This is a genomic window from Tepidiphilus baoligensis, from assembly GCF_012911495.1.
Taxonomy (GTDB): domain Bacteria; phylum Pseudomonadota; class Gammaproteobacteria; order Burkholderiales; family Rhodocyclaceae; genus Tepidiphilus; species Tepidiphilus olei.
This window is the reverse complement of sequence record NZ_JAAAUB010000005.1, coordinates 1-20,385: the sequence shown is the minus strand read 5'-3', so window position 1 is coordinate 20,385 and position 20,385 is coordinate 1. Positions and strand designations below refer to the sequence as shown.

Here is a 20,385-nt window from a genome sequence, read left to right as displayed (position 1 = left end):
CATGACGCGCATCGATCTGCGCCACGTGCGCCGCGAACACGACCGCGACACGCTCGACGAGGATCGCATCCATCCGGATCCCTTGATGCAGTTTCGCGCCTGGCTCGACGAGGCGATCGCCGCCGGGGTGCCTGAGCCCAATGCCATGACCGTGGCCACCGTCGATGAGCGTTGCCGTCCGTCGACGCGCCCCGTGCTGCTCAAGGAGGCCGACGAGCGCGGTCTCGTGTGGTACACGAACTATCTCAGCCGCAAGGGGCGCGAGCTGGAGCACCATCCCTTCGCCGCCCTGCAGTTCTTCTGGCCCGATCTGGAGCGGGTGGTACGCATCGAGGGTCGGGTCGAGAAGGTCTCGCCCGAAGAGTCGGATGCCTACTTCGCGCAGCGCCCCTTGCCGGCCCGGCTGGGCGCCTGGGCGAGCGAGCAGAGTCAGCCGATCGCCTCGCGTACCGAGATCGTGGAGCGCGTGGCCCGCTACGGGCTCAAATTCGGCCTCAATCCGCCGCGCCCGCCGCATTGGGGCGGTTTTCGGCTGATTCCGGATTACTGGGAGTTCTGGCAGGGACGGCCCTCGCGCCTGCACGATCGCATCGCCTTTCGGCCCGACGGCGCCGGCGGGTGGACGCGCCAGCGCTTGGCACCGTAACCCTTCCCTTCCACCGTAACCCTTTCCTTCCCTTCGTTTCGTCTGTCAGAGTTCGGAGAGCGGCTGGGGCTTGTGCACTGCGTAGCCCTGGAGGTAGTCCACGCCCAGTTCGCGCAGCGTGGCGATGATGGCGTCGTTTTCCACGAACTCGGCGATGGTGGCCATACGCATGAGTCGCGCCAGGCTCACCATGGTTTGCACGATCACCCGGTCTTCGTGGCGCTCGTGCACGTGACGCACGAATTGGCCGTCGGCCTTGATATAGTCGGCGGTGAAACGGCGCAGATAGCCGAAAGAGGACGTGCCCGAGCCGAAATCGTCGAGGGCGATCGCTGCACCCAGGCCACGCACCCGCGTGATGAAGGCCACGGCAATTTCCGGCTGTTCGATCACGGTGCTCTCGGTCATCTCGAAGACCAAGCGCTCGGGCGGAATGCCGTGTTCGTGGATCAGGGACTCGAGATAGTCGATCCAGCCTTCGTCCGAGAGCGTCTGCCCCGAGACGTTGAGGCTGACGACGTCGGCCGGCCACGGGCGATTCTCGCGCAGCCTCTGCCCCAGGTCTGCCATCACTTTGCGCACGACGATGCGGTCGATGCGCGGCATGAGCTGGAAGCGCTCGGCAGCGGAGAGGAATACGCCCGGTGTGAGCCGTTCCCCTTTCTCGGTGACCAGCCGCATGAGGATCTCGGCGTGCAGTCGCCCCTCGCCCACGGGGACGATGCGTTGGGCCCAGGGTTCGAAGGCTTCGGTGCGGATGGCGTTGATGATCACCGGTAGCAATTCGATCTCACGGCGGCGCCGTTCCACCCACGGATGGGTGGGAAGGTAATTGACGACGCGGTTGCCGCCGAGCTGTCTGGCGACGTAGCGGGCGATGTCGGCGGCGATTTTCAGGTCGGCGACGGTGGAAGGGACCCGGTCGGCACGCACGAGCCCGATGCTCGCGGCCACCGTCAGGTTGAGGCCATTGTCGATGATGGGGTGAGCCAGGATCTTGGCGCCGATCTCGCGCGCGAGCGCCTCGTTGGGCTCGTCTTCGTTCGTTCCCACCCAGCAGGCGGCGAATTCGTCGGCGTCGTGGTGGGCGAGCACGGCATGTTCGACGCGAGGGGGGATGATTTCCTGCATGAGTCGGGCGACGTCGCGCAGGACACGGTCTCCCGCCTCGTGGCCGCAGCTGTCATTGACGGCGGCGAAATGGTCGAGATCGATGGCACACACCCAGATTCGTCCCGGTTCGTAGCGTTGCAGGAGGTTGCCGAGCGCTTCGTCGAAGTAGATTCGGCTGTGCAGGCCGGTGAGCGCGTCGTATTCGATGCGGTGGTGCAGCTCGTCGATCCTTGCGGCCACGGCGTCGGCGAGCGCGTTGAGGCTCTGCGCGAGCACGCTCACTTCGTCGCTGCCGCTTGCCTCGGCGCGGCGTGAGAGATCGCCCGCGGCGAGCGTGCGACTCAATTCGGCCAGCGCCGCGAGCCGCTGGGCGAGCCGCCGGGCAACCCCGTCGAGCAGCAGCCCACCCAAGGCGAGGGAGAAGAGCAGGAGCAGGGCAGTACTGAGGACGAGCCGCTCTCGGCCTGTCTCGAGAGGCGCGAGCGAAATGCCCAGCACGAGACTGCCGAACGAGATGGGTTCTCCTTCCGGGGTACTGGCGATGGCGTGGTGCCAGACGCGCACAGGCTGCCCCTGCCATTCGAGTTTCGCGCCTGGGGGAGGGAGGGTTTGCGTGGAATCTTGCCAGCCGTAGGTGGCCACTGGTCGGCCGTCTTCGTCGAGGACGACGGCGAAGGCGATGGTCTCGCCGGCGAGGAGCGCTTCGAGCCGATCCTGCAACTGCTCGTAGTCGTGCGTGAGCAACGCCTGACGGGCGAGGGTGTCGAGCTGGCGCGTGTAGTGCTGCGCTTCCCGCTCGGCAGCGCGCGACAGGGCCTCGTCGAGCGCACGCCAATGGGCGTAGGTGAAGCCGGCGACGATGAGGAGCAGTACGGCGCCGGCAGCCAGCAGGATCTGGAGGCGGAAGGGGATGTGGCGGTACCAGTTCATCGTGAAAGCTCCGGCGGGGAGGCATACCGTCGATCTAGGTCCGGCAGGAAGGGGGCCATCTCGGCGAAGTCGGCTTCGGTGACGGGGACGAAGCGGCGGTAACCCGTGTCCGCGAAGAAGCGGCGCCCCGCCTCGGTTTCATGGAACGAGAGGAGCGCGGCGCGAAAGCGGGCGCGTAGCGCTTCGGGCAGGGCGCGGCGGGCCGCGGCCATGAGGTGCGGCACGTCCAGGCCGAAGGGGACGGCCTGCAGCGAGGGGTACCTGGCGCGAAACTGGCCATAGACCGTGTTGGCGACGATGGCGTAATCGACGCTGCCGTTGGCGAGCGCCTGCATCGAGGCGCCATGCGAGGCGGTGAGCACGAGGGTAAAGTCGCGCTGGGGCACGAGACCGAGGCGGTCGAGGGTTTCGCGGGCGACGAGCGAGACGATCGAGTCGGGGTCCCCTAGGGCGATGCGCCGCCCGCGCAGGGCCTCGGGGGTAGCGGAGGCAGGCGCATCGCGCGCCACGAGGAGGGCCGAGAGGCGCACTTCGTATTTGGCTGCGAGTTCCCAGTCGCCGCGGGTGGCGAGCCAGACGGCGACGTGTGGCGGCATGATGGCCAGATCGAATTCGCCGGCCAGGAGCGCCTTGGTATAGGCATCGTAGGTGGGGCGGGTGGAGAAACGCAGCGGCCGACCCAGTGCCTGGGCGAGGGTGTCGAGCAGTCCCTTGTGCAAGGTAAGCAGCACTTCGGCCGTGCGAAAGGGCGAGATGCCAAAACGCAGCGGCCGTGCTTCCTCGGCGGCGCGCACGCCAGCGATTCCACTGATCGCAAGGCTCATCAGCGATTGCAGCCAGCGGCGACGGGCGAGGTTCGTGCGGGATTCCATGGCAGCCCAGGGGTTTTTACGCCCTTTCATTTTAAACCGATCAGGAAATTTTTTTTCCGGGAATTTTCCTCAACCTTGCGGTCCGCGCGATACACCGAGATCTTCGAGGAGCCCGTCGCCGACATCGTAGATCCAGCCGTGCAGCATCGGCCCCTCGCCACGATCCCAGGCGCGGCGGATGACGGGATTTTGCGCCAGGCGTTCGATCTGGGTGACGACGTTCATGCGCACGAGGCGGTGGGTGCGCTCCGGTTCGGGCAGGGCGTCGAGTTCGGCGCGGTGCCGTAGGTAGAGTTCGCGGATGGGATGCACCCAGTGTTGCACGAGCTCGGGGGCATCGGCGCGGATGGCGGCCTTGACCCCACCGCAGTCGGAATGCCCGACGATGAGGATGTGGCGCACGCGCAGGCGGGAGACGGCGAATTCGATGGTGGCCGCGCAGCTCAAGTCGGCTGCCTGTACCTGGTTGGCGATGTTGCGATGTACGAAGACTTCACCGGCGGTGAGCCCGATGAGTTCGTTCGCGGGCACCCGGGCATCCGAGCAGCCGATCCAGAAGAATTCCGGCTGATGGATGTTTTTCAGGCGCTCGAAAAAGCGGGGGTCGCGCGCGCGCATGGCCTCGGCCCAGGCGCGGTTGTTGGCAATCAAGGCATCGATTTCGGTGGGACGGAGCATGGAGGGTCCTTTCCTCAAGGCGCGGCGCACAGGCAATGGGCATAGAGGCCGCTAGGGTCGTCGAAGGCGCGAAGCAGGCGGCGCGGTTCGGTGAGCGATACGCCGGGGGGGAGCAGCCCGAGCGATTGTAGGCGTGTTTCGAATTCGTCGCTACGACCCTCGAACAATAGCTTCATGAGCACGTCGCGAGCGGAGAGCGGCGGCAGCAGCCAGCGTGCCGGCGCCTGCGGGATCTTGGCGCGCTCGCGGGCGCGTTCGAGAGCGGAGTCCAGCCCGCCGAGGGTGTCGACCAGGCCGAGCTTCTGGGCGGTTTCACCGGTCCAGATACGCCCTTGGGCGATCGGCTCGATTTCGGTTTCCGGGAGCTTGCGCCCCTCGGCGACCACGGCGAGGAAGCGGCGGTAGCCATGGGAAATCCCGGCTTGTATCGCGCGTGCCACGGGTTCGGTCAGAGGCACGCGCGGATCCAAGCCGTTGGCGAAAGGCCCGGTCGTGACGCCATCGGTATTGACGGAGAGCTTGTCGAGTAGCCCCGAGACTTCGGGGAAGAGGGCGAAGACGCCGATCGAGCCGGTGAGGGTGAAGCGGTCGGCGAATATTTCGTCGGCGGCCGAGGCGATCCAGTAGCCGCCGGAGGCGGCTGTGCCGCTCATGGAAACGATCACGGGTTTGCCGGCTTCCTTGACGCGCAGCACGGCACGGCGGATGCGTTCGGCGGCGAAGGCGCTGCCGCCGGGGGTGTCGAGGCGCAGCACCACGGCCTTGACGGAGTCGTCATCGGCGGCATCGTCGAGCCGATCGACGATGCTGTCGGCCGAGGCAAACCCATCGCGCGGTGGACCATCGACGAGGGTGCCTTGGATGGGCAGGATGGCCACCACGGGGGTCGTGGCCGAGGGCAGGGGCGGCGTCGTGGCACGTAGATAGTCGTCGAACGCGACGTCTCTGGCTGGGTCGCTTTCGCGCCCATACTGTTCGAGGAGCCCGGCGTACCAGTCTTCGTAGCTCTTGCGCTGATCGATCAGCCGTTCGGCCTGGGCGGCTTTGGCCGCATCCCCTTCGTGTGCGGCGAGCACCTCGTCGTAGCGCTCGCTGTAGCGGCGCAGCACGGCAGGCGCGAGCGAGCGATCCTGGGCGAGGTCGTCGAGCAGGCGCTGCCAGATGCCGCCGATCAGGTCCTGGGTGACGTCGCGCTCTTCGGGCGACATGTCGTTGCGCGTGAAGGGTTCGACGAAGGATTTGTGCTTGCCCACGCGGAAGGCGTGCACCCGCACCCCGATGCGGTCGAGGGCGTCGCGGTAGTAGTTTTGGGTGACGGCTACACCCGGCAAGAGTACCAAGCCCTCGGGATCGAGCGTGACCTCCTGCGCCGCGGCGGCGAGATAGTAGGCTTTTTGCGGCAGTAGGTCGCCGTAGGCGTGTACCGGTTTGCCTGCTTGGCGTAGTCGGGCGATCGCCGTGCGCAGCTCTTCGATCTGGGCGAGCGAGGCGTTGCCCAGACGGCTGAGATCGAGCGCCACTGCGAGCACGCGGTCGTCGGTGCGGGCGCGATCGAGGGCATCGAGCGCGTCGCGCAAAACGATGGGGCCTTTCCCAGATTCGAGTGAGCGCAGCGAGCGCAGGCCCTCGGGCAGGGGGGGCTGTTCCACGAGGTCGCCGTCGAGCGCGAGCGTGAGCACGAAGCGCGGCGGCAGTTTGAGCGCCGGTTCCCATTGGCTGAGGAAAAAGGCTGCGAGGAAAGCGAGAACCACGAGGCCAATGGCGAGGCGCCCGAGCAGCTCGACGAGGCGCAAGGGCAGCAGGATCAACCAGCGCAGCGCTCGCCACAGGGCACGCAGGGGGCGAAAGTTCATGAATGGGCTCCTGGAGGCAAGAGAGATTCAGGGCAAAGGCTCATGTCGTTTCCGCGCGGCGGCGATAGACGAAATCCCACACGCCGTGTCCCAGGGCGCGGCCACGGCGCTCGAACTTGGTCTCGGGGCGCCAGGATGGCCGTTCGGTGGGGTCGGGATGGATCGATTCCAGACGGGGTTCGGCCGAGAGCACTTCCTGCATCCATTCGGCGTAGTCCTGCCAGTCGGTGGCGCAGTGCAGGTAGCCGCCGGGGGTGAGCCGTTCGGCGGCCAGCGCGACGAAACCGGGCTGGACGATGCGGCGCTTGTGGTGGCGCTTCTTCGGCCACGGATCGGGGAAGAAGAGGTGGATGCCGGCGAGCGTGCCGGGGGCGATCATGTGCTCGAGCACTTCGAGTGCGTCGTGCTGGATGACGCGCAGGTTGGTGAGCCCCTGGGTCTCGATGAGGTTGAGGAGATTTCCCACGCCGGGGCCGTGCACTTCGACGGCGAGGAAATCGGTGCCGGGGTTGGCCGCAGCGATCTTGGCCGTGGTCTCGCCCATCCCCGAGCCGATTTCGAGCACAAGGGGGGCGCTGCGGCCGAAGACGCTCGGCGCGTCGAGGGGCTCGGGGCGATAAGGGAGGCCCCAGCGCGGCAGCAGGGTATCGAGGGCGCGGCGCTGCGCTTCCGTGAGCCGCCCCTGGCGCAGCACGAAGGTGCGGATGCTGCGGGTGGAGAGATGCCCGCGCTCTGCGTCGAGTGCCTGCGTCATGGCGTGGGCCTGCCGATGACGCCGGTGAGCGGCGAGCTGGGGTCGGCGGCGTAGAACTTGCGCGGCATGCGCCCGGCGCGGTAGGCTTCGCGCCCCGCTTCCACCGCCAGACGCATGGCGCGCGCCATGCGCACCGGGTCGCCGGCGTGCGCGATGGCGGTGTTGGTGAGCACGCCGTCGCAACCCAGCTCCATGGCAATGGCCGCGTCGGAAGCCGTGCCTACGCCCGCGTCGACGATCACCGGCACGCGGATGCGCTCGAGGATGAGGCGCAGGTTCCAGGGATTGAGGATGCCCATGCCCGAGCCGATGAGCGAGGCGAGAGGCATGATGGCCACGCAGCCCATCGCTTCGAGCAGCTGTGCCTGGATGGGGTCGTCGGAACAATACACCATGACCTCGAACCCTTCGGCCACCAGCCGTTCGGCGGCCTTGAGCGTTTCGGGCATGTTGGGATAGAGGGTTTCGGCATCGCCCAGGACTTCGAGTTTGACCAGGGTGTGGCCATCGAGGAGCTCACGCGCGAGCCGCAGCGTGCGCACGGCTTCTTCGGCCGTGTAACAGCCGGCGGTGTTGGGTAACAGGGTGAAGCGCTCGGGCGGGAGGTAGTCGAGCAGATTGGGTTCGTCCGGGTTCTGGCCGAGATTGATGCGGCGGATCGCCACGGTGACGATCTCGGCGCCGGAAGCCTCGATCGCCGCGCGCGTCTGGGTGAAGTCGCGGTATTTTCCGGTGCCCACCAGCAGTCGGGAGCGGAAGCGGCGTGTGCCGAGGGTGAGGAAGTCGGTATCGTCGGGTTCGGTCATGATGGTCGGGGAGAGGAGGTTCAGCCGCCGCCTACGGCGACCACGACTTCGATCGCGTCGCCTTCGACGATGGCGGTCTGGGCATACAGGCTGCGGGGGACGATCTCGCCGTTGCGCTCGACGGCGACGCGCTTGCCTGCCCAGCCGCGTTCGCGCAGCAGGTCGGCAAGGGTCGTGCCGGCGGGCAGCATGAGGAGCTCGCCATTCACGCGGCAGGTGAGGGTTCGGGGGATTTCGTCAGGCATGGTGAAAAGTGTAGCACGACGCGTGCCCTTGCGCCGATTGCCCGCGCTCGGCTATAATTCGCCGGCTGCGCGGGTGTAGTTCAATGGTAGAACATCAGCTTCCCAAGCTGAGAACGTGGGTTCGATTCCCATCACCCGCTCCAGGAATTTCGGCAAACCCGGCTCTGGCCGGGTTTTTGCGTCTACGGGGCGAGTTCCCGGTAGGTGCCGCCGAAGAAGACGAGCGGCTCGCGGGCGAAGGCGGCGTGATGGCATACTTCGGCCAGGAACAGCACGTGGTCGCCCCCGTTGTGGCGTATCGCGTTGCGGCATTCGAAGTGGGCGCAGGCTCCGACGAGCAGGGGCGAGCCATGCGGGCCGGGGAACCACTCCACGCCGGCGAAGCGGTCTTGCGCCGGGCCGGCGAAGCGGTCCGATAGCGTACGCTGCTCGACGGAGAGGAGCGAAATGCCGAAATGCTCGGCCGTTTCGAACCACGGCAGTAGGCTCAGCCGCCGCGCCAGGCTGAAAACGACGAGCGGCGGTTCGAGCGAGACCGAGTTGAACGAATTGATGGTCAGACCCAGCGGGGTACCGTCGGGCGCGCGCGTGGTCAGCACGGCGATGCCCGTGGCGAACTGGCCCAAAGTGCGGCGCAGCTGCCGCACATCCAGACCGGAAGGCGGAGAAACGGTCACGGTCGAATCCATCTCGATGAACCTCTTGTCCGGCATGTGCCGGGTGCATGATGCCGAAACGAGAATGTATCGCAGAAACGATGACGGGCCAAGAGATTCCTTTCCCTCCTGAAAATTCCCGCATCGACGGTCTTGCCGCGACGTTCGCCGCCCGCCTGATCGACTGGCAGCGGCGCTGCGGCCGGCACGATTTGCCCTGGCAGGGGAGTGACCCCTACCGGGTGTGGCTCTCCGAAGTGATGCTGCAGCAGACGCAAGTGCGCACGGTGTTGCCGTATTTCGCCCGCTTCGTGGCGCGTTTTCCCACGGTGGAGGCCTTGGCGGCGGCGCCGCTCGACGAAGTGCTGGCGCTGTGGAGTGGGCTGGGCTACTACGCCCGCGCGCGGCACCTGCACGCGGCCGCCCGTCTGTGGGTGGCGCGCTGGCCGGGCACCTGCCCTCAGGGAGCGCAGGAATGGGCCCAGTTGCCGGGCGTGGGGCGCTCGACGGCGGCGGCGATCGCGGCGTTCGTGCAGCGCGAGCGGGTGCCGATCCTCGACGGCAACGTGCAGCGGGTGCTGTGCCGCCTCTTCGCCGTAGAAGAAGATCCGCGCGCGGCGGCCACGGCGCGCCGTCTGTGGGATGCGGCCCATGCCCTGCTGCCGCGCGACCCCGATGACATGCCTGCCTACACCCAGGGCATGATGGACCTGGGGGCGCTGGTGTGTACCCGGACGCGGCCGCGGTGCGACCTGTGCCCGGTGGCCGAACTCTGCGCCGCGCACCGTTTGGGCATCGCGGCGCAGCTGCCGAGAAAACGGGCACGCGCGCCGGTGCCGGAGCAGGACGTGCGTTGGGGCTGGTACGAGGAGGACGGCGCGGTCTGGCTCGTGCGCCGCGCGCCGCAGGGCATTTGGGGCGGTTTGTGGTGCCTGCCGCCAGCGGACGAGGCGCCGCCGGGCCGCTGGCGCGCCGCCGGGGAGATCGCGCGGCTCACCCATCGGCTGACGCATTTCACCCTAAACATCACGGTAACGCGCTACCTGCCCGAAACGCCGCGGGCAGCGGAACACGCCGCGGCATGGGGAGAAGAGGCGCGTTGCCTCACGCCGCACGAGGCGCTGGCGCTGGGTGTGCCGCAACCGCTGCGGCGGCTGCTGGCGCAGGCGGTGGATGTTCCGATCGAACACGCCAAGGGGAACATGCGTCGCCTCGGCGTGGCTAAAGGCAAATTCGAGGTCTCGGAGCGCATCGACGAACACGACGAGGACGTCGCGCGTCTGTTCAGAGGAAAGGAAAAACCATAACGCGCGGCGGTAGGATTGCGTTCCTCGTGCTATATGTATTGCACCAGCAAAGGAACCGATCATGTTCGCCATCCGCCTGCCGGAAAAAAGCAGACTCGACGAGCTCGCGCGAGCCACAGAGCCTACGCTTGGGCATTCGGGAAATAGCGCGATGCGGTCTATCGCCACTGAGTCCATTCCAAGGAACACTCGATGAACGCATCCGATCCGGCGTTTCTCTGCCTTTCCCCTGCGGCTTTCCGGCAGCGCCATGCCGGCGTGCCCCTGCGCTATGGGTTGATCGGCTCGCCGTTCGGCGCGCTCCTGCTCGCGCTCACGCCGCAAGGGGTGTGCCGCGCGGAGTTTCTGGAAGAGGGCGAGGCGCCGCAGGCGCGGTGGGAGGTGTGGCGCGCGCGCTGGTCGTGGAGCGTGTGGGCGCCGCTTTCCGCGGACGAATGCGCGGCGCTGGAGGCGCGCTTTCTCGCACGGGACCTGCCGGTGGTGGTGGAGGGCACGCCTTTTCGCGGGTTGATCTGGCGCGCGCTGCGGCAGACCGAGGCGGGGCAAACCCTCTCTTACGGGATGCTGGCCGAGCGGCTGGGGCGGCCGCAGCTGGCGCGCGCCGTGGGGCAGGCGCTGGGGGCCAATCCCGTGGCCTGGCTCATCCCTTGCCATCGCGTGCTCGATGCCCGTGGCAGCCTGCGGGGGTTTCGCTGGGGGCTCGCGCGCAAGCGGGCGATGCTCGAGTTGGAGGAAAAGAGTGCCTGTGCCTGAACCCCAATCAGGCTATCTCGGCCTGGCTCCTTTCCTGCGTGCGAGCCTGAGGGACGGCGATTTGGCGGCGCTCGCCCGGCAGTGGCTCGATCGGGCCGGGCGGGAGGACACGGCCGCGGCGTGGATGAACCTCGCCACGGCGCTCTTGTGTCTGGGGCAGACGACGACTGCGCTCGCGGCCCAGCGCGAGGCGCTCGCGCGCGCCCGTACTTATGCCCTGCCGGGGCCGGGCGGGTCGGCGCCGCGGCTGCTGCTGCTGGCGATGCCGGGCCCGCTGTCGGCGAATACGCCGCTCGACTGCCTGCTCGAGGGGCAGGGACTGCAGTTGCTGGTGCATTTCGTCGATCCCGCGGCGCCATTGGCCGAGGCTTTGCCCGAGCACGACGCGCTGATGCTGACGATGGGGGTGAGCGAGGCGGCGCTGCCGGTGCTCGCGGCGCTGCAGGAGCGGCTCGCCGCCTGGCCGCGTCCGGTGATCAATCCGCCGGCGGCGATCGTGCGCACGGAGCGCGCACGGCTCAGCCACCTGCTCGCGGACGCGCCGAGGGTGCTCATGCCACCGACCCGGCGCGTGCCGCGTGCGATCCTGGAGGCGGCCGCGGCCGGAGCTTGGCCGCAGGGGCTGGAGGCGCCGCCTTTTCTGCTGCGTCCGCCCGATTCGCAGGGCGGGCATGGTCTGGCGCGCATCGACACGGGCGAGGCGCTTGGAGCGTATCTGGCGGCGCAGCCGGAGGGGGAGTTCTTTCTCACGCGCTACGTCGATTATGCCGGGCCGGACGGGCGCTTTCGCAAGATTCGCGTGGCTCTGGTCGGAGGACGGGTTTTTCCGGTGCACCTGGCGGTGTCGGAGCACTGGATGGTGCATTACGTCAATGCCGGCATGTACGGCGATGCCGTCAAGCGGGCGCAGGAGGCGGCGTTCTTTCGCACGTTTGCCGAATTCGCCCACAGGCACGCGCCGGCGTTCTCGGCGCTCTCCGGACGGCTGGGGCTCGATTATTTCTGCGTGGATCTGGCCGAGACGTCCGATGGGCGGTTGCTGATCTTCGAGGCCGATCCGGCGATGGTGGCGCACGCGATGGAGCCGGGGGCGGAATTCGCCTACCGGCGCGAGGGGATCGCACCGCTGCGCGAGGCGTTCATCCGCTGGGTGCGCGGCCGTCTGGAGGAGAGGGCATGACGCTGTCGGCGAATGCGCGCAATTTCTCCGGCGGGCCGGGGGCGTTGCCCGAAACGGTGCTGCTGCAGCTCAAGGAGGCGATGATCGCCGTGCCGGAGGTGGGGCTGTCGGTGCTGGGCATCAGTCATCGTTCGGATTGGTTCGCGGCGGTGGTGGCGGAAGTGGAGGCGCGCCTTAAGGCGTTGCTCGCGCTGCCGCCGGATTTTCATGTCCTGCTGCTGCAGGGCGGCGGCACGCTGCAGTTTGCCATGGTGCCGCTCGCGCTCGCGCGGGGCGCCGACGTGCCGGCCGAGTACCTGCACACGGGGTATTGGAGCGGCAAGGCGATCGCCGAGGCGAGGAAGGTCGCGCCGGTGCGGGTGGTGTGGAGCGGCGAGGCCGAGGGGTTTTGCCGGCTGCCGGACGACGACGAACTCGTCTTCGATCCGCGCGCGCCCTATCTGCACGTGGTGACCAACGAGACGGTGGAGGGGCTGCAGTTTCACCGCCTGGTGGGGCTCGAGGAGGTGCCGCAGGTGGCCGACATGTCGTCGGATTTTCTCTCGCGTCCGTTCGATGCCGGGCGCTATGCGCTCATCTATGCCCATGCGCAGAAGAATCTCGGCCCGGCGGGGGTGACGGTGGTGCTGGTGCGCGAGGCGGTGCTCGAGCGCGCGCCCGAGGGCTTGCCGGCCATGCTAGACTACCGCGCGCAGGCGGCGGCGCATTCGATCCTCAACACGCCGCCGGTGTTTGCCATCTATGCCGTGCTGCTGGTGCTGCGCTGGCTCATGGACGAGATCGGCGGGCTCGAGGCGATGGCGGCGATCAACCGCGCCAAGGCCGAGCGGCTCTACGGCGTGCTCGACGCAAGCGACGGCTTCTACCGTCCGCGGGCGCGGCGCGAGGATCGTTCGCTCATGAACGTGGTCTTCGACCTGCCGAGCGAAGCGCTACGCGCGGCTTTTCTCGACGAGGCGAAGCGGGCGGGTTTTTCGGGGCTGGCCGGACACCGTGCGCTGGGCGGCATCCGCGCCTCGCTCTACAACGCGGTGACGCTGGAGGCGGTCGAGGCGCTCGCCGACTTCATGGAGACGTTCCGGCGGCGCCATTAGGGAGACACTGAATCATTGGCTGCGCGGGCGAATCGCTGCGTTGCGCGGTGCTCGCTCCCTCGCCTATCCACTCGATATGTCTCGGTCGCTGCGCACCAAACGCCTTGCGCTTCATCCCGCTCGCTCATTTCTTCAGTGTCTCCCTAGCAGGTTCGTCCAGGCGCTCCAGCGATACCCAGCGTCCTTGCTCGATGCGGGTGAGCTCGCCGCCGGTGCGCTGACCGAGATGCTCGGTGGGCGAGAAGCGGTAGCGCGGGCTGCCGAACAGGTCTCCGGGATAATCGAGCCGTTCGAGCGCTTGGGCGATCGCCGCCGGCGTGGGTTCGGCCGCCGTGGCGATGGCGCGTACCAGGAGTTCGGCGGCGACGTAGCCCATGGCCGACCAGACGTTGGCTTCCATGCCGTAGCGGTCGCGGTAGGCGTCGAGCCAGGCGAGCAGCTCGGGCGAGGCGCCCTCGCGATAGGGGATGCGGATGGGGTTGGTGACGCCGTAGAGCCCCTCGACGGCAGCCCCGCCCAAAGCGTGCGTCTGATCCGAATAGGCCGAGGCCGAGGTGAGGAAGAGCGGCTTCCAGCCCATCTCGTCGGCCGTGCGCAGGATGGCGACGGTTTCACGCACCAGCGTGCCCAGTGCCACGAGTTCGCAGCCCGCCTCGCGCAAGCGGGCGATCTGGCCGGTGAAGTCGGTGGCGCCGCGCGCGTGCCGCGCTTCTCGGGTGAGGGGAAGCCCCGCACGCTCGAGCCCGGCGCGCACGCCGGTGCTCACTTCCTCGCCGAATTCGTCGTCCTGCACCAGGGTGCACACGCGCCGCACCTGGGGGTGACGGCGCAACACGGCGCGCACGGTGGGGTCCATGTAGCTGCGATAGGGCGCGTAGATCTGGAATTTCAGCGGGTGCAGCGGCGCGTAGGTGGCTTCGTGCGGCGAGAAGGGGAAGAGATGCAGCCGCTCGCGACGCAGGATCTCGGGCATCGTCGCCAGCACCACCGGCGTGCCCAGGTTCGAGAGGAAGGCGATCGCGCCGTCGCGTTCGGTGAGTTTGCGCGCCGCGAGGATGGCGCGCTTGGGGTCGTAGCCGGTGTCTTCGACGAGCAGGCGCAGGGTGATTCCCGGCAGTTCGCCGCGTGCGTTCGCTTCGGCGAAACGCATTTCCATGCCGTTTTTCACCGGCACGCCCAGGAGCGCCGCCGGCCCCGAGAGATCGAGCAGCGCGCCGACGGTGAGCACCCGTTCGGCAGCGCGTACCGGGGCCATGGCCAAGGCGAGGAGGGCGATGACGGCAAAGAGGCGGGCGCGCATGATCTTCCTCGAAATTCTTCGAATGTCTGCGATTTTAGTCCATTTTACGGAAAACTGCGACGAAGACGACGGTCAGCCCCAGCACCAGGGGATCCCAGCCGCCGAGCGCGCCGACGAGGGGGCGCAGGCGGTCGGCGAGCTCGGGCAGGGCGACGAAGGCAAGGCTCGCGAGGATGATCCCGGCCGGATGGCGCAGGCCGCCGAGAAAGGCGATGACGAGGAGTTCGAAGGAGAGCGGAAGGGCGAACTGTTCCGGACTGATGAAACCCAGCGTCTGCGCGTAGGCCGCCCCGCCCAGCCCGCCGCACAGGCCGGAGGCGACGAAGGCGAGTTGGCGCAGACCGCCCACGTCCAGGCCGAGCGCGAGTGCTGCCTCCGGCGCCTGGGCTAGCGCGCGCCAGGCGTGTCCGAGGGCGGCGCGATCGAGCCGGTACAGCAGCAGCACGGCAAGGCCGAGGCAGAGCGTGGAGAAAGCGAGCGCGACACTCGCCTCGTCGAAGGCGCTCAGGGCTGGCAGGGCGACGAAGCGGCCGGCGGTACCGCCGGTGAAGGCGACGGCGCGCATTGCCAGCACTTCGGCGATGACGGCGCAGGCCATGCTCGCGAGCGCGAGCGGCAGGCCCGAGAGGCGGCGCGCCGGCAGCGCCATGGCGGCTCCGGCGAGCGCCCCGGCCGCGGCGGCGGCCACGAGCGCGAGCGGCAGCGAGCGGGGGGCGAGGGCGGCCCAGGTGTAGGCGCCGGCGGCCATCGCTGCGCCTTGCCCGAGGCAGACCTGGCCGGCGCGCCCCTGCACCAGGGCGAGCCCTAGGGCGGCGGTGGCCATGGCGCCAGCAAGGGCGAGCAGATGGGCGAGATAGCGCGCCCCGCCGCTAGCCCCGAGCGCGCCCACGGCGAGCACGAGGAGGACGGCGAGCAGCCGGGTGCGCTGGCGAGGATCCAGGAGGAAACGGCTCATGGCGCCGCCACTCGTTCCCGCGGCAGGGCGAGCAAGGCGGCGATGAGCACGAGCTGCAGCAGCAGCTCCTTGCCGCCGGGGGGGAGTTGCCAGGCGGCGAGCGCTTCGAGCACGCCGAGCGCCACGCCCGCGGCGAGCACCGTGGGGCCCGGTTTCATGCCTCCCAGGACGGCGGCGGGGAAGGCGTTGAGCGCGAGGCTGCCGAGGTCGGGATGCACGAAGGTGATGGGGGCGGATGCAAGCCCCGCGGCCACGGCAAGCGCCGTGCCCACGCCCCAGGCTTGCCGCCGCAGCCGGGCGACGTCGATGCCGAGCCGTTCGGCGGTTACGGCATCCTCGGCGCTCGCGCGCACGCGCCGCCCCCAGGTGGTGCCACGCAGCAGCAGGGCAAAGGCCGCGGCCACGCCGGCGGCGGCGAGCATCACCGCCCATTGGCGCGCCGTCAGCCCCAGCCAGCGCCCCTCGCCCACCCAGTCGAAGCGATACCAGCCCTGCGTGGCGGCCGGCAGGCTCAGGAGCACGCCGCGCAGCGCGAGCGCCAGGCCGAAGGTGGCGAGCGTCGCCACCCAGGGCGCACGTGTGCGCACCGGTTCGAGGGCGAGGCGCGCCGCCAGCGTTCCGAAGACCTGACCGGCAGCGATCGCGCCGAGGGCGGCGAGTGCGAGCGGCGCCCCCAGCGCCGCGAGCCCCACCGCCACATAGGCACCGGCGGCCATCGCCTCGCCCTGCATGAAGGAGAGCACGCCGGTGGCGCGGTAGAGGAAGACGAGGGAGAGCGCCGTCAGGCCGTAGAGGCAGCCTTGGGCGGCGCCGCCGAGCACGACTTCCGGTGCGAGGCTCATGGCCGTCGGCGCGCGGCCTCGACCGCCCGGGCAAAGCGCCGCAGCCCCTCGGCGAGCCGCGAGCGCGGGCAGCCGAGATTCATGCGCACGAAACCGGGGGCGCCAAAGGCCGCGCCATCGGAAAGCCCCAGGCCATGCGCCTCGAAGTGCGCCGCCGCATCCTCGAGCCCCAGGCTGCGCACGTCGATCCACAAGAGATAGGTCGCCTCAGGTTCGGCCACCGGCAAATCCAGCGCCCGGACCGATTCCAGGGCAAGCGCCACGTTGCCACGCACGTACTCGAGGAGCGTCTCGCGCCAGGCCCAACCATCGCGATAGGCCGCCTCGGCGGCGACCAGTCCGAAGAGATTGGGCGAAGAGGGAATGCGCCCGCGTAGCGCCCGGCGGTAACGCGCACGCAGCCCCTCGTCCGGAATCACGGCGAAGGCGCATTGCAGCGCCGGAACGTTCCAGGTCTTGGAAGGGGCGAAAAGGGTGATCGTGCGCGCGGCCACCTCGGGGGCCAGCGTGGCGATGGGGCGGTGGCGCTGCTCGCGCGTGAGCACCAGCCCCGCGTGGATGTCATCGCTCACGAGGATCGCGTCGTGGGCGAGCGCGAGTTCCGCCAGCCAGGCCAATTCTTTGTCGTCCCACAGCCGCCCCGTGGGGTTGTGCGGGTGGCAAAGCAGTAAGGCACCGACGTCGCCCGGGGCGAAAGCCGCCACCATCGCCGCCTCGTCGTGTACCCAGCGCCCCTCGGCGCATACCAGATCGATCGCGCGCAGCCGTTTGCCGACGTTGGCCGGCGCGGCGAGGCAGGGGGGATAGACCGGAGTGTGCGTGACGATGGTCTCGCCCGGCGCGATGGCGCAGCCGAAGTGAAAGCCCGGGATCACCCCCGGCAGCCACACGAGCCAGGCGGGGTCGATCGTCCAGCCATGATCGCGCGCGATGCCGGCACACACCGCTTCCACGAGTGAAGGCCAAGGGTCGGTGTAGCCATAGACCGGGTGCGCCAGCCGGCGCGCCAGCGCTTCCTGGATCTCCGGCGCGACGGCAAAATCCATGTCGGCCACCCACATGGGAATGACGTCGCGCCCGGCGTAGCGCCCCCATTTCTCGCCGGGAATCGTTGAGCGGTCGGGGGGGGAGTCGAAGTCGTAGGTGGGGCTCATGCGGCGGGCTCCTTGCCTGGCGCCGCTCCGGAGGTCTCTTCGGACTGAGGCGGTTTGCCGCCGATGCGCGCGGTGATGTCGGCGACGGCGCGGCGCATGGCCTGAGCGAGCGGCCCTTCCCAGGAAGCGTCGAAACGGCTCTCCGGGCCGAGCATGGTGAGCGCCAGCGTCAGATGCCCGAAGGCGTCGAACACGGGGGCGGAGAAGGCATTGATGCCCGGGATCGGATGGCCGAGCACGCGCGCCATGCCGTGGCGGCGCACTTCTTCGAGCGTCTCGTTGACGAAGGACCGCGACAGACGCAAAGGCTCGCGCCCGCCCGAGAGGCGTTCAAGCTCGCGCTCGATGAGCGGGCGGGTGAGGCGCGCAGGAAGATAGGCGGCGAAGACGCGGCCGGTGGCGGTGGTGAGCAGCCCCATCACGGTGCCGGGGCGCATGTTCACGTGGATGGCGCGGGCCGATTCCTCGATGGCCACCACCGTGGCGCCGACGTTGCCCCACACGGCAATGGCCACGTTCTGTTCGGTCTCGTCGGCGAGGCGGGCGGAGACTTCCACGGCCGCACGCAGCGGATTGAGACCCTGCAAGGCGGTGAGCCCCAGGCGCAGGGCGAAGGGGCCCAGTTTGTAGCGACCGGTGAGCGGATCCTGCTCCACCAGGCCGAGTTTGCCGAAGCTCACCAGATAAGGGTGGGCCTTGGCCGGGGACATGCCGGCAGCTGCGGCCAGATCGCGCAGCATCATCGGCGCACCATGCGCTTCCAGTGCGGCGAGCAGCGCCCCGCCGACCTCGATCGACTGGATGCCGCGGCGCTCGCGCACGCCGTTCTCCGGCGCGAGGGGTTCGTTTCGTTCCATGCGGATCTCGTGTAGTCAAACGCGCTTCGGGCATCAATCATAGCCCGAAACGTTGGCATGATCGAAATTCACCATGAACGAATCGATTGACACATGATGAATCACGTGCCAAGATAAAACGCATCGACAGGAGGAGCGATCCATGAATGCCAAAGCCTTTGCCTCGGTGGCCGACCTCGAAGAGAAACCGGTTTCGTTCGAACGCCTCTCCGAACACGCCTGGGCCTACACCGCCGAAGGTGACCCCAACACCGGCGTGGTGATCGGCGACGACTCGGTGATGATCATCGATGCCACCGCCACCCCCGTGATGGCCAAATCGGTGATCGCCAAGGTGCGCGAGGTCACCGACAAGCCGATCAAATACGTTGTGCTCACGCACTACCATGCGGTGCGCGTGCTCGGCGCTTCCGGCTATCGCGACGAGGGACTGGAACACATCAGTGCGACGTGAGGTCGCGTAAGTGATTGTTCCACAAGGGAAACCTTGGAGGGAACCTGCCGTTCCTCCGGCAGTAACCTAGGGATGCGGGCGGGGCTGGCAACGGCCTCGTTCGAAGCCATCCTGACAATGTAGCCCACTCCCGTGAGGGATGAAACCGAAACCGTGAGGTGGAGGTGGAACTGCGAGTGTCACGCGGTGGGGCGCTAGGTTTGGAAGTAAGGCGAATCCAGATGAATCGGCGATAAACCTCGTCAACCAGAACAAGCCAAAGGCACTGTTAGGCTTGAGCCAAAAGGCAAGTGGGTGGTCTTAGGTCTTGATGTTACCTAAGCGAGGACGCAAGTCCCACCGGGGAAAAGCCGACGCCTAACCTTCCATTGTCACTTACGCGAAACACGGTAAACCCGTATCTCCGCCCGCAAGGGCAGGCCGACCGTAAGGAAAGCTGTTGGGGGTGCGGGCATGGGATGCCGGAAAAAGCGAATGCCGTCCTGTAATGGGGCGGATAGGGATTGAGGGGCGACCCAACATCATCCCGCCCGAAAGGGAGCAGACTTCCGGCTGGTCTCTCTTCGCAAGAGAGTATGTAGAACCTTCTGAACGGAGGAAAAGCAAATGACGACCATGCAAATGGTTGGTGCAGCCTCCGGCTGGGAGGATGTGAATTGGCACAATATCGATTGGGCCAAAGCACACCAAACAGTTAGGAGGCTGCAAACGCGTATTGCGAAGGCAGTCAGGGAAGGGCGCTGGGGCAAGGTGAAAGCCTTGCAATGGCTCCTGACCCACTCGTTTTATGGGCGAGCAATCGCCGTGAAACGAGTCACTGAAAACCAAGGCAAGAAGACACCGGGCGTGGACGGGGAAACCTGGGACACTCCGGAATCAAAGGCCAAGGCTGTAATGTCCCTCAAACGCAGAGGCTATCGGCCAATGCCGCTGAGGCGGGTATTCATCCCGAAAGCGAATGGGAAGAAGCGTCCTCTGGGAATCCCCGCGATGAAGGACAGGGCCATGCAGGCGCTATACCTACTGGCACTGGAACCAGTCGCGGAAACTCAGGCGGATCCAAACTCGTACGGGTTCAGACCCATGCGGGCAAGTCGAGACGCCGCGGAACAGTGCTTTATAGCACTGGCCAAACGCGACTCGGCCCAATGGGTGCTTGACGCTGACATCTCAGGATGCTTTGACAATATCAGTCACGACTGGTTGATCACCAACATCCCCATGGACAAGGTGATTCTCCAGAAGTGGCTGAAATCCGGCTTTGTCTGGCAAAACCAGTGGTTCCCAACGGAAGCGGGCACGCCGCAAGGCGGTATTATCTCGCCCACTGTGGCGAACATGACCTTGGACGGGATGGAAAGCAAGCTACGGGAACACTTCGGTGAACCTGGCAGCCAGAAATCCAAGAAATCCAAGGTCAACCTGGTACGATATGCAGACGACTTCGTGATCACTGGAGCCTCAAAAGAGATTCTGGATGAAGCGAAGGCGATAATCGAGGAATTCTTGAAGGAGCGGGGTCTGACCCTGTCCCCAGAGAAAACCAAGATTGTGCATATCGAAGAGGGTTTTGATTTCCTTGGGTGGAACATTCGCAAATACGGTGAGAAACTTCTCATCAAGCCTGCGAAAAAGAACGTGCAAGCGTTCTTGCGTAAGATCCGAGGAACAATCAAGGCCAACAAACAGGCAAGGCAGGAAGACCTGATAGAACGTCTGAACCCGGTCATCCGAGGATGGGCGAACTATCATGGTAATCAGGTGGCAAAAGAAACCTTCTCGAAGGTGGACAGTGTCGTCTGGAAACAGCTTTGGTCATGGGCATGCCGCAGACATCCAAACAAAGGTGCAAAGTGGGTCAAAGACCGATACTGGAGACAGGAAGCTTACGCAAGAAAGCAAATCGTCGAAGGGGAAGTCACGACCAAACACTACA

General features: G+C 67.2%; 19 protein-coding genes, 1 tRNA gene and 1 pseudogene. 8 read left to right on the top strand and 13 right to left on the bottom strand.

Annotated elements, in window-relative coordinates; all coding sequences use genetic code 11:
* Position 1: 1 nt before the first annotated feature.
* Positions 2–646: a pyridoxamine 5'-phosphate oxidase gene (gene pdxH, locus GV368_RS04840; protein ID WP_169115697.1), complete on the top strand. Its 645-nt coding sequence runs from the start codon at positions 2–4 to the stop codon at positions 644–646.
* Between the two features lie 45 nt (positions 647–691).
* Here pdxH and GV368_RS04835 read toward each other — a convergent pair whose 3' ends face one another.
* From GV368_RS04835 to thiS, 7 genes are all read right to left on the bottom strand, one after another.
* Positions 692–2,689 carry a putative bifunctional diguanylate cyclase/phosphodiesterase gene (locus GV368_RS04835; RefSeq protein WP_169115696.1) on the bottom strand — a complete coding sequence of 666 codons (1,998 nt, stop codon included), beginning with the start codon at positions 2,687–2,689 and terminating at the stop codon, positions 692–694.
* Positions 2,686–3,561 (bottom strand): phosphate/phosphite/phosphonate ABC transporter substrate-binding protein, encoded by an 876-nt coding sequence (locus GV368_RS04830; RefSeq protein WP_169115695.1) that lies wholly within the window; start codon positions 3,559–3,561, stop codon positions 2,686–2,688. Before GV368_RS04830 ends, GV368_RS04835 begins: the two co-directional genes overlap by 4 nt.
* Positions 3,562–3,630: 69 nt before the next feature.
* Positions 3,631–4,239 carry a carbonic anhydrase gene (locus GV368_RS04825; protein WP_169115694.1) on the bottom strand — a complete coding sequence of 203 codons (609 nt, stop codon included), beginning with the start codon at positions 4,237–4,239 and terminating at the stop codon, positions 3,631–3,633.
* Between the two features lie 14 nt (positions 4,240–4,253).
* Positions 4,254–6,092, bottom strand: a complete 1,839-nt coding sequence (sppA, locus tag GV368_RS04820; RefSeq protein WP_169115693.1) for a signal peptide peptidase SppA — start codon at positions 6,090–6,092, stop codon at positions 4,254–4,256.
* A 40-nt stretch (positions 6,093–6,132) separates the two neighbouring features.
* The gene (gene trmB / locus GV368_RS04815) at positions 6,133–6,846 is read right to left on the bottom strand and encodes a tRNA (guanosine(46)-N7)-methyltransferase TrmB (protein WP_169115692.1); all 714 of its coding nucleotides are present in this window, start codon (positions 6,844–6,846) and stop codon (positions 6,133–6,135) included.
* Complete coding sequence (locus GV368_RS04810; protein WP_169115691.1) at positions 6,843–7,652, bottom strand: thiazole synthase; 810 nt, start codon at positions 7,650–7,652, stop codon at positions 6,843–6,845. The genes trmB and GV368_RS04810 overlap by 4 nt, the downstream gene beginning before the upstream one ends.
* 20 nt (positions 7,653–7,672) lie before the next feature.
* The gene (gene thiS, locus GV368_RS04805) at positions 7,673–7,897 is read right to left on the bottom strand and encodes a sulfur carrier protein ThiS (protein WP_169115690.1); all 225 of its coding nucleotides are present in this window, start codon (positions 7,895–7,897) and stop codon (positions 7,673–7,675) included.
* A 69-nt stretch (positions 7,898–7,966) separates the two neighbouring features.
* Between thiS and GV368_RS04800 the strand changes: the two genes are divergently transcribed.
* A tRNA-Gly gene (locus GV368_RS04800) sits at positions 7,967–8,040 on the top strand.
* Between the two features lie 39 nt (positions 8,041–8,079).
* Here GV368_RS04800 and GV368_RS04795 read toward each other — a convergent pair.
* On the bottom strand, positions 8,080–8,610 hold the full coding sequence (locus GV368_RS04795; protein WP_206673282.1) for a flavin reductase family protein: 531 nt from the start codon (positions 8,608–8,610) through the stop codon (positions 8,080–8,082).
* 44 nt (positions 8,611–8,654) lie between these two features.
* Between GV368_RS04795 and mutY the strand changes: the two genes are divergently transcribed.
* From mutY to GV368_RS04770, 4 genes are all read left to right on the top strand, one after another.
* Entirely contained in the window at positions 8,655–9,860 is a 1,206-nt protein-coding gene (gene mutY, locus GV368_RS04790; RefSeq protein ID WP_178086740.1) for an A/G-specific adenine glycosylase, read from the top strand.
* A 192-nt stretch (positions 9,861–10,052) separates the two neighbouring features.
* Positions 10,053–10,613 carry a methylated-DNA--[protein]-cysteine S-methyltransferase gene (locus GV368_RS04780; protein ID WP_169115689.1) on the top strand — a complete coding sequence of 187 codons (561 nt, stop codon included), beginning with the start codon at positions 10,053–10,055 and terminating at the stop codon, positions 10,611–10,613.
* Entirely contained in the window at positions 10,600–11,793 is a 1,194-nt protein-coding gene (locus tag GV368_RS04775; RefSeq protein WP_169115688.1) for an ATP-grasp domain-containing protein, read from the top strand. Before GV368_RS04780 ends, GV368_RS04775 begins: the two co-directional genes overlap by 14 nt.
* Positions 11,790–12,887, top strand: a complete 1,098-nt coding sequence (locus tag GV368_RS04770; RefSeq protein WP_169115687.1) for a phosphoserine transaminase — start codon at positions 11,790–11,792, stop codon at positions 12,885–12,887. Before GV368_RS04775 ends, GV368_RS04770 begins: the two co-directional genes overlap by 4 nt.
* A gap of 124 nt (positions 12,888–13,011) precedes the next feature.
* On the opposite strand, the gene GV368_RS04765 is transcribed toward GV368_RS04770, so the two are convergent.
* From GV368_RS04765 to GV368_RS04745, 5 genes are read right to left on the bottom strand one after another with little or no spacing between them, the layout of a single operon-like run.
* Positions 13,012–14,187 (bottom strand): ABC transporter substrate-binding protein, encoded by a 1,176-nt coding sequence (locus GV368_RS04765; protein WP_178086739.1) that lies wholly within the window; start codon positions 14,185–14,187, stop codon positions 13,012–13,014.
* Between the two features lie 34 nt (positions 14,188–14,221).
* Positions 14,222–15,142, bottom strand: coding sequence for a branched-chain amino acid ABC transporter permease (locus GV368_RS04760; protein WP_169115686.1), 921 nt, complete (start codon positions 15,140–15,142; stop codon positions 14,222–14,224).
* Positions 15,139–15,984, bottom strand: coding sequence for a branched-chain amino acid ABC transporter permease (locus GV368_RS04755; protein ID WP_169115685.1), 846 nt, complete (start codon positions 15,982–15,984; stop codon positions 15,139–15,141). Before GV368_RS04755 ends, GV368_RS04760 begins: the two co-directional genes overlap by 4 nt.
* A complete protein-coding gene (locus GV368_RS04750) occupies positions 15,981–17,138 on the bottom strand; it encodes a MalY/PatB family protein (protein ID WP_169115684.1) in 1,158 nt (385 codons plus the stop codon). Before GV368_RS04750 ends, GV368_RS04755 begins: the two co-directional genes overlap by 4 nt.
* The gene (locus GV368_RS04745) at positions 17,135–17,995 is read right to left on the bottom strand and encodes an IclR family transcriptional regulator (protein WP_051240792.1); all 861 of its coding nucleotides are present in this window, start codon (positions 17,993–17,995) and stop codon (positions 17,135–17,137) included. Before GV368_RS04745 ends, GV368_RS04750 begins: the two co-directional genes overlap by 4 nt.
* A 142-nt stretch (positions 17,996–18,137) precedes the next feature.
* Between GV368_RS04745 and GV368_RS04740 the strand changes: the two are divergent.
* Together GV368_RS04740 and ltrA are read left to right on the top strand one after the other, a co-directional pair.
* Positions 18,138–18,446: pseudogene (locus GV368_RS04740) on the top strand (MBL fold metallo-hydrolase); the annotation flags it as partial.
* Between the two features lie 609 nt (positions 18,447–19,055).
* Positions 19,056–20,385, top strand: a 1,330-nt coding sequence (ltrA, locus tag GV368_RS04735; protein WP_169115683.1) for a group II intron reverse transcriptase/maturase, incomplete at its 3' end; no start/stop codon positions are given.

Excerpts from the sequence above, each read along its gene's own strand:
- pdxH (WP_169115697.1), top strand. The coding sequence starts at position 2 with ATGACGCGCATCGATCTGCGCCACGTGCGCCGCGAACACGACCGCGAC.
- GV368_RS04835 (WP_169115696.1), bottom strand. The coding sequence starts at position 2,689 with ATGAACTGGTACCGCCACATCCCCTTCCGCCTCCAGATCCTGCTGGCT.
- GV368_RS04830 (WP_169115695.1), bottom strand. The coding sequence starts at position 3,561 with ATGGAATCCCGCACGAACCTCGCCCGTCGCCGCTGGCTGCAATCGCTG.
- GV368_RS04825 (WP_169115694.1), bottom strand. The coding sequence starts at position 4,239 with ATGCTCCGTCCCACCGAAATCGATGCCTTGATTGCCAACAACCGCGCC.
- sppA (WP_169115693.1), bottom strand. The coding sequence starts at position 6,092 with ATGAACTTTCGCCCCCTGCGTGCCCTGTGGCGAGCGCTGCGCTGGTTG.
- trmB (WP_169115692.1), bottom strand. The coding sequence starts at position 6,846 with ATGACGCAGGCACTCGACGCAGAGCGCGGGCATCTCTCCACCCGCAGC.
- GV368_RS04810 (WP_169115691.1), bottom strand. The coding sequence starts at position 7,652 with ATGACCGAACCCGACGATACCGACTTCCTCACCCTCGGCACACGCCGC.
- thiS (WP_169115690.1), bottom strand. The coding sequence starts at position 7,897 with ATGCCTGACGAAATCCCCCGAACCCTCACCTGCCGCGTGAATGGCGAG.
- GV368_RS04795 (WP_206673282.1), bottom strand. The coding sequence starts at position 8,610 with ATGCCGGACAAGAGGTTCATCGAGATGGATTCGACCGTGACCGTTTCT.
- mutY (WP_178086740.1), top strand. The coding sequence starts at position 8,655 with ATGACGGGCCAAGAGATTCCTTTCCCTCCTGAAAATTCCCGCATCGAC.
- GV368_RS04780 (WP_169115689.1), top strand. The coding sequence starts at position 10,053 with ATGAACGCATCCGATCCGGCGTTTCTCTGCCTTTCCCCTGCGGCTTTC.
- GV368_RS04770 (WP_169115687.1), top strand. The coding sequence starts at position 11,790 with ATGACGCTGTCGGCGAATGCGCGCAATTTCTCCGGCGGGCCGGGGGCG.
- GV368_RS04765 (WP_178086739.1), bottom strand. The coding sequence starts at position 14,187 with ATGCGCGCCCGCCTCTTTGCCGTCATCGCCCTCCTCGCCTTGGCCATG.
- GV368_RS04760 (WP_169115686.1), bottom strand. The coding sequence starts at position 15,142 with ATGAGCCGTTTCCTCCTGGATCCTCGCCAGCGCACCCGGCTGCTCGCC.
- GV368_RS04755 (WP_169115685.1), bottom strand. The coding sequence starts at position 15,984 with ATGAGCCTCGCACCGGAAGTCGTGCTCGGCGGCGCCGCCCAAGGCTGC.
- GV368_RS04750 (WP_169115684.1), bottom strand. The coding sequence starts at position 17,138 with ATGAGCCCCACCTACGACTTCGACTCCCCCCCCGACCGCTCAACGATT.
- GV368_RS04745 (WP_051240792.1), bottom strand. The coding sequence starts at position 17,995 with ATGGAACGAAACGAACCCCTCGCGCCGGAGAACGGCGTGCGCGAGCGC.